This is a genomic window from Streptomyces sp. McG3 (assembly GCF_018619185.1).
Taxonomy (GTDB): Bacteria; Actinomycetota; Actinomycetes; order Streptomycetales; family Streptomycetaceae; genus Streptomyces.
This window is the reverse complement of the sequence record NZ_JAAXYC010000271.1, coordinates 1-10,940: the sequence shown is the minus strand read 5'-3', so window position 1 is coordinate 10,940 and position 10,940 is coordinate 1. Positions and strand designations below refer to the sequence as shown.

Below are 10,940 nucleotides of genomic sequence, written 5' to 3'. Positions count from 1 at the left end.
GGCGGGTACACCCCTTGCGCCGGTGGCGGGCGCGGGTAGCGTCGGGTCATGCACGTGTCCTTCGACCCCTGGTCGCCCGCGTTCGTCGCCGATCCCTACCCCGCCTACACCGCGCTGCGCGCCGCCGGCCGGGCCCACTGGTTCGAGCCGACGGGGCAGTGGCTGATCCCGCACCACTCCGATGTGTCGGCCCTGCTGCGCGACCGCCGCCTCGGCCGGACGTATCTGCACCGCTTCGGCCACGAGGAGTTCGGCCGGACCCCGCCGCCCGCCGCGCACGAGCCGTTCACCACGCTCAACGGGCAGGGCATCCTCGATCTGGAGGCCCCGGACCATCCCCGGATCCGGCGGCTGATCTCCAAGGCGTTCACCCCGCGTACGGTCGAGAACCTCGCCCCGACCGTACGGCGGCTGGCGGCCGAGCTGGTCGACGCCTTCGTGGCGAAGGGCGGCGGGGACCTTCTCGCGGAGGTCGCGGAGCCGCTGCCGGTCGCCGTGATCGCGGAGATGCTGGGCGTCCCGGAGGCGGACCGGGGGCTGCTGCGGCCCTGGTCGGCGGCGATCTGCGGGATGTTCGAGCTGAACCCCTCCGAGGAGACGGCCGAGGCCGCCGTCCGTGCCTCCGTCGACTTCTCCGCGTATCTGCGCGGGCTCATCGCCGAGCGGCGCGCGAACCCCGGCGAGGACCTGATCTCGGCGCTCATCGCCGCCCACGACGAGGGCGAGCGGCTGACCGAGCAGGAGATGATCTCGACCTGTGTGCTCCTGCTGAACGCGGGCCACGAGGCGACGGTGAACACCACCGTGAACGGCTGGCGCACGCTCTTCCACCACCCGGAGCAACTGGCCGCTCTGCGCGCCGACCCCGCTCTGCTGCCGCGCGCGATCGAGGAACTCCTGCGCTACGACACCCCGTTGCAGATGTTCGAGCGCTGGGTGCTCGACGACATCGAGATCGACGGCCAGGTGATCGGGCGGGGCGCGGAGGTGGCGCTGCTGTTCGGCTCGGCCAACCGGGACCCGGAGCGGTTCGCGCGCCCGGACACGCTGGACCTGTCCCGGGAGGACAACCCGCACATCACCTTCGGCGCGGGCATCCACTTCTGCCTGGGCGCCCCGCTGGCCCGGCTGGAGCTGGCCGCCTCCTTCGGGGAGCTGCTCCGCAAGGCGCCGGCCCTGCGGATGACGGCCGAGCCCGAGTGGCAGCCGGGGTATGTGATCCGGGGGCTGAAGGAGCTGCGGGCGGAGGTGTGAGACCGGCCGGTCAGCAGGGGTCGTAGCACTCCGGCCCCGGCGCTCCGGCCAGCGCGTCGAGGCCGACGCCGATCGCGAAGAGCGCGGCGACGGCCGCGACGAGGCCGATCGTCCGCTTCCAGTCGCCCCGGACCAGGAAGAACACGGCGAGGGCCGCCGCGATGCCGCCGAGGATCATGAGGGGCAGGCCGAACCGGACGACGTCCCAGTTGGTGGCCCCCTCGAAGCCGTCGAGGAGGCCGTCCTTGCCGTACGGGGCCCAGAGGGCGATGCCCGCGAGCGCTCCGGCGAAGGCGGTCAGGCAGCCGGCGGTTCCGACGACGGCGTCCCGCCGTGGGTTCTGGATCTCCATGCCTGGGGGACGCGGTGGGGCGCGGGCGCGGTTCCGCTTCCGGGGCGGAGCCCCGGTGCTACGTCAGCGGGTACGACCGTCGGCCCGACGCCTCGTCGATCTCGTCGTGCGCCTTGGTCAGCAGTTTCATCGCCAGTTCGTTGAGCGCCCTGGCCCCCGCGATCTCCTCGCCGACCCGCTGCTGATCGGAGTCCGAGGGATGGCGGCTGGCGTAGCCGTGGGCGCGTACCTCTGTTCCGTCGGAGAGGCGGACGAGCGCCGCCGCGCGGGTGCGGTGGGCGTCCTCCTCGAATGCGAGGTCGATGTGCCATCCGACAGCGATCCTGGTCATGACGGTCACCTCCGGGACGTCTCGGGCCGTCTTCTACCAGCGTGCGCCCGCTGTCCCGTCCGCGCTCGCCGGGCCCGGCAGCATCAGCCCCCAGGCGCCGGCCCGGACGGTCCAGGTCCGGGTGCGGACCGGCCCCCCGGTCTGTATGTCCGCCCGGTAGCGGAAGTCCGCGCCGGAGACCGTGACGGCCTTGGCCTCCGCCGTGACGTCCTCGCCCGAGGCGGTGCGGACGACGACGTCGGCCAGGCCCCCGCCGCCCTGGGAGGTCACCGAGATGCCCCGTACCGGCGTGTCCAGGTCGCTCAGCAGCACCCCGTCCGCCTCGATGCGCAGCCGGTGCGTGCCCGGGTGCGCGGCGGCGGCGACCGGGGCCGGGCGGACCAGGGACGTCATCAGCGAGCGGCAGGTGTCCCAGACGGCCGTGACGCCCGTGTGCGGGCCCCCCGAGCCGGACGGCGGGGCCGGGGCGGGGATGCGGAGGCGGCCGAGGACGACGCCGTCGCTGTCGTCGACCAGGAGGTCCAGACGGCGCACCGCGCCGTCCAGCGCGGTCCGTGCGGCCGCCACCGCGCCCCGGGGGACGCCGAGGGCGTGGGCCACCTCCAGGGCGTGCGCCGCGCCGACGGGGATCAGGGAGAGGACGCCGTCGGCCAGCTCCCGTTCGCGGTGGAGCTGGGCCACCGCGCGCAGCAGCGCGTGATCGTCGCCGACCACCACGGGCCTGCGCGAACCCCGCCGGGACAGGGCCCGCGCGAACTCCTCGGGGGTGTCCGGAAGGCAGATCTTGGCGTGCGAGCCGGCGCTCAGCACGTCCTTGGCGATACGGACGGACTCGCCGTCGGTCCGGCGGGCGACCGGGTCGATGACCACCAGGAGCTGGTCGTCTCCGTCGCCGGGGGGCTCTGCAGCCGACACCTCGGTCCTTCCTCGGGTAGCATCTTGGTGCAAGAGCCCCTTGCGCTATTGCGCCAGGGGCTTCGTCTATTCCGGGGCACCCGGTTCGACGGCTCAGGCTTTGCCGTACATCGTCGTGCGGCAGGTACGACCTTTACGTACGCCCCCTGACCTTGGACATGCCCCGCCCGGAAGGGGTGTACGCCTGTGCCCGCACTTGTGCTGCTCGGTGCTCAGTGGGGTGACGAGGGCAAGGGGAAGGCCACCGACCTCCTCGGTGGATCCGTGGACTATGTCGTGCGATACCAAGGCGGTAACAACGCCGGTCACACGGTCGTCGTGGGCGACCAGAAGTACGCACTGCATCTCCTCCCCTCCGGAATCCTGTCGCCGGGGTGTACCCCGGTCATCGGGAACGGTGTCGTGGTCGACCCGGCGGTCCTGCTCTCCGAGCTGAGCGGTCTGAACGAGCGAGGCGTCGACACGTCCAAGCTTCTGATCAGCGGCAACGCTCATTTGATCACTCCGTACAACGTCACGCTCGACAAGGTGACCGAGCGCTTCCTGGGGAAGCGCAAGATCGGCACGACGGGCCGGGGCATCGGTCCGACGTACGCCGACAAGATCAACCGGGTGGGGATCCGCGTCCAGGACCTCTACGACGAGTCGATCCTGGAGCAGAAGGTGGAGGCGGCCCTGGAGCAGAAGAACCAGCTCCTGGCCAAGGTCTTCAACCGCCGGGCCATCGAGGCCGGCAAGGTCGTCGAGGACATGCTCCAGTACGCGGAGCAGATCAAGCCGTTCGTCGCCGACACGACCCTGATCCTGAACGATGCCATCGACGAGGGCAAGGTCGTCCTCTTCGAGGGCGGCCAGGGCACCCTGCTCGACGTCGACCACGGCACGTACCCCTTCGTCACCTCGTCGAACCCGACCGCGGGCGGCGCCTGCACCGGCGCCGGCGTGGGCCCGACGAAGATCAGCCGGGTCATCGGCATCCTCAAGGCCTATACGACGCGGGTCGGGGCCGGTCCGTTCCCGACGGAGCTGCACGACGAGGACGGCGAGGCGCTGCGTCGCATCGGCGGCGAGCGCGGTGTCACCACCGGCCGTGACCGCCGCTGTGGTTGGTTCGACGCCCCGATCGCGCGGTACGCGACCCGGGTCAACGGCCTGACCGACTTCTTCCTCACCAAGCTGGACGTCCTCACCGGCTGGGAGCAGATCCCGGTCTGCGTGGCGTACGAGATCGACGGCAAGCGCGTCGAGGAACTCCCGTACAACCAGACCGACTTTCACCACGCGAAGCCGATCTACGAGAACCTGCCGGGCTGGTCCGAGGACATCACGAAGGCCAAGACCTTCGACGACCTGCCGAAGAACGCGCAGGCGTACGTGAAGGCCCTGGAGGAGATGTCGGGCGCTCCGATCTCCGCGATCGGCGTCGGCCCCGGCCGGACCGAGACCATCGAGATCAACTCGTTCCTGTAGGGAACGGGCGAGCGACACCGCGTGCGGCGGCGGACGACGGGGCACCCCCGTCGTCCGCCGCCGCGGCGCGTTCACGCCCTCACCGCTTCCTCGCTACACCGGTTTCGGTGACGGCTCCCGCGTGGCGGATTCCGGCTGTGCCGCGCTGTCCCTGGCGAGCAGTACGGCGATGAGCGCGGCGCCGAGCGCCAGCAGCCCGGCGGCGATGGTGAGCGTCAGGGAGAACCCTTCCGTCGCCGCGCGCGACGGGCCGACGGAACCGGTCAGCTCCTCGCTGCGCCGGGTGGCCACGGAGACCAGGACGGCCAGCCCCACGGCGCCGCCGATCTGCTGCACCGAGCTGAGGATCGCCGAGCCGAGGCCGGCGTTCTCCTCGTCGGTGCCGGAGACCCCGGCGATGGCGAGGGCGGGGAAGCCGAGGCCGGAGCCGAAGCTCACCACCAGCATGCCGGGCAGCACGCCGATCGCGTAGCTGTCGTTCGGCGACACCCCGGAGAGCAGCAGGAGTCCGCCCGCGCTGATCAGGAACGCCAGCACCAGGGCCCACCGCAGCCCGAGCCCGACCACGACGCGGGAGGAGCACCAGACGCCGGTGAGGATGCCCGCGCCGTAGGGCAGAAAGCCGAAGCCGGCCTTGAGCGGCCCGTATCCCAGCACCGTCTGCAGATGCAGCATCAGCAGGAAGGAGAGGGAGAAGAAGGCGGCGGCGAAGAGCAGGCCCGCGGCGTTGGAGACCACGCGGATCCTGACGGAGAGGAAGGACAGCGGGATGAGCGGATCCGCCGTGCGTGCCTCGACGACGAGGAAGAGGGCCCCCAGGGCGATGCCGAGCAGCAGCGGAACCAGGACCGACCGGTCGCTCCAGCCCGCCTGCTCGGTCTGGAGCAGGGCGTAGACCAGGGAGACGACGGCGCCGGTGCCCAGCAGCGCGCCCGGGACGTCCAGCCGGGTGGGGCGGTCGGTGCGGCTCTCGCCGACCAGACGCGGCAGGAGCACCAGGGCCAGGACGGCGACCGGTAGATTGATCAGGAAGATCCAGCGCCAGGACGCCAGCCCGGTGAGCGCCCCGGAGATCACCACCCCGGTCGTGCCGCCCAGACCGGCGATGGCGCCCCAGATGCCGAGCGCCTTGGCGCGCTCCCCGCGGCCGGGGAAGAGCAGGGTGATCAGCGCCAGGGCCGCCGGGCTGGCCATGGCCGCGCCCGCCCCCTGGGCGAACCGTCCGGCCACGAGCTGCCAGGGCTCCTGGGCGAGTCCGCAGAGCAGGCTCGCGGCGCCGAACAGGATCACGCCCCAGAGGAAGACCCGGCGGCGGCCGATCAGGTCGCCGAGGCGGCCGAAGAGCAGCAGCAGTCCGCCGAAGGCGAGGAAGTACGCGTTGGCGACCCAGGTCAGGTCCGTGGTGCTGAATCCGAGGTCGCTCCTGATGCTGGGGAGGGCGACGTTGACGACCGTATCGTCCAGAACCAGCATGAACTGGACGAAGCAGAGAACGACGAGTGCGGCCTGTCGGCGGGGGTGGGCGGTTATCACCCGATGACGCTATGGAAGGGGCGTCACCCATCGCAATGGCTTGACCGGCCATATACCCGGGGTGGGTATCAAGCCCCATGAAGCAGGGCGTGGCTCCGGTGGGACTTCGGCGGGACTCCGGCATGGCTTCGGCGGGACTTCGGCATGTCTGGTCTAGACCTTGACAGGTTCAGACCAGGCGGGCTTGGGTGGTGGCCCGTCATGTCGGCCTGCCGGGGTCCTCGGTGTGCCGCGCCGAAGGAGTGAGCAGCCCTGAACCGCATCGATCGCATCGCCCGTGCCAAGAGGTTCCTGACCGTCCCGGCGGCCCTGGTCACCCTCGCCGCCGCTCTCGTGGCGGCCCCCGCCGCGTCGGCCGCGGCGCCCGCCGCCGAGCCCTGCGCGCCGCTCCACAGCGCCTCGGCCGACTACCGCGCCGGGGACGCCGTCTCCCACCACGGGCGCAACTGGAGCGCCAAGTGGTGGACGCGGGGCGAGAATCCGGGCGCCGGATCCGCCTGGTCGGACCGGGGCGCCTGTGCGGGAGGGGTGTCCGACTTCGTCATCAGCGAGCAGCGGTTCGACGAGATCTTCCCGGACCGCGACCCCTTCTACACGTACCAGGGCCTGATCGACGCGCTGCACGCCTACCCGCGCTTCGCCAACGTCGGTACGCCGCAGACCCGGGCCCGGGAGGCGGCGGCGTTCCTGACGCACGCGGACTTCGAGTCGGTGGGGCTGAAGTACGTCAAGGAGATCAATGAGGCCAACTACTGGCGCAAGTGCGACGACACCCAGCCCTTCGGCTGCCCGGCGGGGCGCGAGGCGTACTACGGGCGCGGCCCGATCATGTTCAGCTGGAACTTCAACTACAAGGCCGCCGGGGACGCCCTCGGGCTCGACCTGCTGAACGATCCCTGGCTGGTCGAGCGGGATCCGTCCGTCGCCTGGGCCACCGCCCTCTGGTACTGGAACACCCAGAACGGCCCCGGCACCATGACCTCCCACGACGCGATGGTCGGCGGCGCCGGCTTCGGCGAGACGATCCGTTCGCTCAACGGGGCCCTGGAGTGCGACGGCGGCAACCCGGGGTCGGTGACCGCGCGGGTGGAGCGGTACGAGCGCATCACCGGCATCGTCGGGGTGGCCCCGGGGGCCGGGCTCACCTGCTGAGCACGGTGCGTCCGCCGGTCGTGCGGAAGCGTCCGCATGCTGGGCGGGCCGGAAGATTTTACCTTCGGTTCCGCCCCCGTTCGCGGGCGATCCGGATGGACTCCTTCCGGAATAGGCGCTGTTGGGGGCCCTCTTGACGTGATCGCCCCGGGCGGCGGCGGCCGAAACCGGTGGAACCGGCACCTTCTTCGAGGATGGTCTAGACCTTGACAGGTCCAGACCATCCTCGCTTGAGTGTCGGCACCCCCACGGCGGCGCCGGCCGGACGTCGCGCCGCGTCCAAGGAGTGTGATCACGTGATCCGACGTGTCATGAGTCTGCTGGTCGCGCTCAGCGCGATCGTCGCGGCGCTCATCGTTCTTCCCGCCACCACCGCGCAGGCAGCCACCTGCGCCACGGCCTGGAGCTCCTCCTCCGTCTACACGAACGGCGGCGCGGTCTCGTACAACGGCCGCAACTACACCGCGAAGTGGTGGACCCAGAACGAGCGTCCGGGCACCTCGGACGTCTGGGCCGACAAGGGGGCCTGCGGCACCGGCGGCGAGAACCCGGGCGAGAACAACGGCTTCGTCGTCAGCGAGGCCCAGTTCAACCAGATGTTCCCGAACCGGAACGCCTTCTACACGTACAAGGGCCTCACCGACGCCCTGGGCGCCTTCCCGGCCTTCGCCAAAACCGGCAGCGACGAGGTGAAGAAGCGCGAGGCCGCGGCCTTCCTCGCCAACGTCAGCCACGAGACCGGCGGGCTGTTCTACATCAAGGAAGTCAACGAGGCGAACTACCCGCACTACTGCGACACCACGCAGTCCTACGGCTGCCCGGCCGGCCAGGCCGCCTACTACGGCCGCGGCCCGATCCAGCTGAGCTGGAACTTCAACTACAAGGCCGCCGGTGACGCCCTGGGCATCAACCTGCTCGCCAACCCGTACCTGGTGGAGCAGGACGCCGCCGTGGCGTGGAAGACCGGCCTCTGGTACTGGAACACCCAGAACGGCCCCGGCACCATGACCCCGCACAACGCCATCGTCAACAACGCCGGCTTCGGTGAGACGATCCGCTCGATCAACGGCTCCCTGGAGTGCAACGGCGGCAACCCGGCGCAGGTCCAGAGCCGCATCAACAAGTTCACGCAGTTCACCCAGATCCTCGGCACCACGACCGGTCCGAACCTGAGCTGCTGATTCCGTACCGCACCTCAGCGGCGCGCGAGGGCCGTTGAGGATCCCCGAGGACCCCACCCGAACGGGGGTGTGTCCGGCTCACGCCGGGCGCGCCCCCGCTTCGGCGTCCGGTGCCCGTCACGCCAACTGCGGCTTCACCGACATCAGCAGGTGCCGGTGGACGTCCGTGCCCGCCTCGTCCGTGATCATCGCGCGCTGTCCGGCCCCCAGCAGCAGGAGCCGCAGGGACGGTTCCGTGAAGGACGCCAGGGCGTCCGCCAGATAGCCGGGGTTGAAGGCCACGGTCAGCTCCTCGGCCCCCTCCAGGGAGGCCGGCAGCCGCTGGGACGCCACGTCGTCCTCGTAACCCGCGCGGAGCGTCACGGAGGCGTCGGCGCGGGAGAAGGCCAGCTGCACCGGGCTGTCCCCGTCGGCGACGACGGAGACCCGCTTGACGGCCTCCGTCAGCCGGGCCCGGTCCACCACCGCGACCGCCGGGTCCGGCATCGCGAACAGCTTCTCGTGGCGCGGCAGCCGGCCCTCCAGCAGCCGCACCGTGGTCCGCGTCCCGGCGTGCTCGAAGCCCGCCGAACCGGCGTCCAGAGCGACGCTCACCAGCCCGGACCGGCCCAGCGAGCGGGCGATCTCGGTCAGGCGGCGGGCGGAGACGATGACGTCGGCGGTCCCGTCCGGCGTGGCCGCCTTCCACGGGAGGGTCCGTACGGCGAAGCGGTACCGGTCGGTCGCGGCGAGCGTCATCGTGTCGCCGTCGAGCCCCAGCCGGATCCCGGTGAGCGCGGGCAGCGTGTCGTCGCGCCCCGCGGCCACCGCCACATCCGCCACCGCCGCCGCGAACAGCTCCGCGTCGACCGCGCCCCGGACCTGCGGGAGCGGGGGCAGAGCGGGGTAGTCGTCCAGCGGCAGCACGGACAGGCCGAACCGGGCCCCGTCGCCCGACACCGTGAACCGCGAGCCCTCCACGGCGCACTCCACGGGCCCCTCGGGCAGCACCTTGCAGATGTCCAGCAGCCGCCGCCCCATGACGAGCACCTTCCCGGGCCGCACGACCTCGGCGTCCACGTCGACGCGCGCGGACGCCTCGTAGTCGAGCCCGGAGATCCTCAGCGGCCCGCCCTCGCCCCGGCCCCCGCTCTCCGTGTCCAGCAGCAGCCCGCCCAGCACGGGGACGGGCGAGCGCACGGGCAGCACACGGGCCGCCCAGGACACGGCGTCGGTCAGGGCACCGCGTTCGATACGGAACTCCATGGGGGCCTTTCCTGGCACGTCGAAAGCCGGAGCCGAAAGCCGGAGTCCGGCTCCCGTGACGACGACGATAGAAGGCACCACTGACAATCGGCGCGGGGCGGGAGCCGACGACAGCGACCACCCCCGTGAGCCGCTGCCGCCGCGTTCCCCGTATCCCCGCGCCCCCCTGTTCCGGAGCCGTCCCCCGACGGGCTGGAACACGTTCGGACGATAGAACGCAGGGTAGGGAGACGGGAGATTCAATGCGCCCAGTGGGGCGGCCGCGGGGGTATCGGTCCGCACAGTCAGTCGTGCGGGGTGGTCCACCGGCTCCACGGCCGTGTCCCGGGCGGGAACGGGGGAACAGATGCGAGCACGGGAGCGTGCGGACGACCTTCTGCTGATGCACCGGCTGGCCCGCACCGGCGGGACCGCCGAACTGCTGCGCTGGCTGGCCGGGCGGGCGGGTGGCTGGGCCGGGCTCGTCGGCCCGGACGGGACGGTGCTGCACGCGGAGTCCCGTACGGCACGGGCGGTGGTGCCCGACATCGCGGGGCTCGTCGCCGAGGGCGCGAGTGCCCTCACGGAGCGCGCGGCCCGGGCGTACTCCCTCGACACGGGCGCGCACACCGCCCTGCTGTTCCCCCTGAGCGCCGACGACCGCGCGGCCCCCGTGCTCGCCGTCGTCGCCCCCCGGCCCGTGGCCGCCGGGCTCGCCACGCTGCTGGCCGACGTGGTCCTGCCGCTGTCCGTGTGCCGGCAGGCCGAGACCCTGGAGCGCAAGCGCCGCCGGGTCGACCTCGCCGAGTCCCGGGGCCGCGAGGCGGTGCTGCACCTGCTGATGACGGGCCAGCTCTCCATCGCCCAGCAGGTCGCCGGCGCACTGCGCCCCCGGCTGCCCGATCCGGTACGGGTGTGCGTCGTGGAGTGCTCGCGCGACGGCCACGACGAGGTGGCCCGGGTCTGTGTGGACGCGGACGGCGGCCGGTCCTGGATCGTGCGGTGCCCCGTCTACGCCCGCCACCTCATCCTGGTGATGCCCGCGGAGGAGCCGGCGGAGGGGGCCGCCCCGACCGACGCGGCCGTCGCCGCCCGGGTCGACGACTGCGTCGTGGGCGTCAGCGAACCCGTGCCGCTGGCCGACACCGCGACCGGCTACCGCCAGGCCTTCCACGCCCTGGCCGTCGCCCGTGAACTGCCGTCCCGGCACGCCCGGTTCGGGAGCTCGCCGGATCCCGCGCTCGTCGTCGGACCGGCCGGGCGGCAGTGGGCGCACGACCTGCTGGCCCCGCTGCTGACGCATGTGCCGCGCCGCGTGCAGGACCCCGGAGCCCAGGAGCTGGTGGCCACGGCCGGCTCCTGGCTGGCGTTCTCGTCGCACGCGACCGGCCACCTCAAGGTCCACCGCAACACCCTGGCCGCCCGGCTGCGGCTCATCGGCGAGCTGCTCGGCCTCGACCTGCACCGGCTCGCCGACCAGGCCGCCCTCGACCTGGCGCTGCGCGTCCGCGCCACCCCCGCCCCGGCG

General features: G+C 72.2%; 10 protein-coding genes. 5 read left to right on the top strand and 5 right to left on the bottom strand.

The window, feature by feature from the left end; translation table 11 throughout:
• Positions 1 to 48: 48 nt before the first annotated feature.
• The gene (locus HET64_RS30605; protein WP_215110401.1) at positions 49 to 1,254 is read left to right on the top strand and encodes a cytochrome P450; all 1,206 of its coding nucleotides are present in this window, start codon (positions 49 to 51) and stop codon (positions 1,252 to 1,254) included.
• Positions 1,255 to 1,264: 10 nt separating this feature from the next.
• Here HET64_RS30605 and HET64_RS30600 read toward each other — a convergent pair whose 3' ends face one another.
• Genes HET64_RS30600 through HET64_RS30590 form a run of 3 tightly spaced genes read right to left on the bottom strand, consistent with a single transcriptional unit; the run spans position 1,265 to position 2,852 of the window.
• Complete coding sequence (locus tag HET64_RS30600; RefSeq protein WP_215110400.1) at positions 1,265 to 1,606, bottom strand: hypothetical protein; 342 nt, start codon at positions 1,604 to 1,606, stop codon at positions 1,265 to 1,267.
• A gap of 58 nt (positions 1,607 to 1,664) precedes the next feature.
• Entirely contained in the window at positions 1,665 to 1,937 is a 273-nt protein-coding gene (locus tag HET64_RS30595) for a DUF1876 domain-containing protein (RefSeq protein ID WP_215110399.1), read from the bottom strand.
• Positions 1,938 to 1,970: 33 nt separating this feature from the next.
• Entirely contained in the window at positions 1,971 to 2,852 is an 882-nt protein-coding gene (locus HET64_RS30590) for a diacylglycerol kinase (protein WP_215110398.1), read from the bottom strand.
• 186 nt (positions 2,853 to 3,038) lie between these two features.
• Between HET64_RS30590 and HET64_RS30585 the strand changes: the two genes are divergently transcribed.
• Positions 3,039 to 4,322 (top strand): adenylosuccinate synthase, encoded by a 1,284-nt coding sequence (locus HET64_RS30585; RefSeq protein ID WP_215110397.1) that lies wholly within the window; start codon positions 3,039 to 3,041, stop codon positions 4,320 to 4,322.
• A gap of 93 nt (positions 4,323 to 4,415) precedes the next feature.
• Here the strand turns inward: HET64_RS30585 and HET64_RS30580 are convergent, their stop codons facing one another.
• On the bottom strand, positions 4,416 to 5,795 hold the full coding sequence (locus tag HET64_RS30580) for an MFS transporter (protein ID WP_251146103.1): 1,380 nt from the start codon (positions 5,793 to 5,795) through the stop codon (positions 4,416 to 4,418).
• Between the two features lie 330 nt (positions 5,796 to 6,125).
• Here HET64_RS30580 and HET64_RS30575 point away from each other — a divergent pair, with 330 nt between their 5' ends.
• Together HET64_RS30575 and HET64_RS30570 are read left to right on the top strand one after the other, a co-directional pair.
• Positions 6,126 to 7,007 carry a glycoside hydrolase family 19 protein gene (locus HET64_RS30575; protein ID WP_215110403.1) on the top strand — a complete coding sequence of 294 codons (882 nt, stop codon included), beginning with the start codon at positions 6,126 to 6,128 and terminating at the stop codon, positions 7,005 to 7,007.
• Between the two features lie 296 nt (positions 7,008 to 7,303).
• A complete protein-coding gene (locus HET64_RS30570; protein ID WP_215110395.1) occupies positions 7,304 to 8,188 on the top strand; it encodes a glycoside hydrolase family 19 protein in 885 nt (294 codons plus the stop codon).
• 117 nt (positions 8,189 to 8,305) lie between these two features.
• Here the strand turns inward: HET64_RS30570 and dnaN are convergent, their stop codons facing one another.
• The gene (gene dnaN, locus HET64_RS30565) at positions 8,306 to 9,433 is read right to left on the bottom strand and encodes a DNA polymerase III subunit beta (protein ID WP_215110394.1); all 1,128 of its coding nucleotides are present in this window, start codon (positions 9,431 to 9,433) and stop codon (positions 8,306 to 8,308) included.
• A 382-nt stretch (positions 9,434 to 9,815) separates the two neighbouring features.
• Here dnaN and HET64_RS30560 point away from each other — a divergent pair.
• The coding region (locus HET64_RS30560; RefSeq protein ID WP_215110402.1) for a CdaR family transcriptional regulator at positions 9,816 to 10,940 on the top strand (1,125 nt) is incomplete at its 3' end.

Coding starts and splice junctions, on each gene's coding strand:
- dnaN (WP_215110394.1), bottom strand. CDS start 9,433: ATGGAGTTCCGTATCGAACGCGGTGCCCTGACCGACGCCGTGTCCTGG.
- HET64_RS30600 (WP_215110400.1), bottom strand. CDS start 1,606: ATGGAGATCCAGAACCCACGGCGGGACGCCGTCGTCGGAACCGCCGGC.
- HET64_RS30605 (WP_215110401.1), top strand. CDS start 49: ATGCACGTGTCCTTCGACCCCTGGTCGCCCGCGTTCGTCGCCGATCCC.
- HET64_RS30580 (WP_251146103.1), bottom strand. CDS start 5,795: ATGCTGGTTCTGGACGATACGGTCGTCAACGTCGCCCTCCCCAGCATC.
- HET64_RS30595 (WP_215110399.1), bottom strand. CDS start 1,937: ATGACCAGGATCGCTGTCGGATGGCACATCGACCTCGCATTCGAGGAG.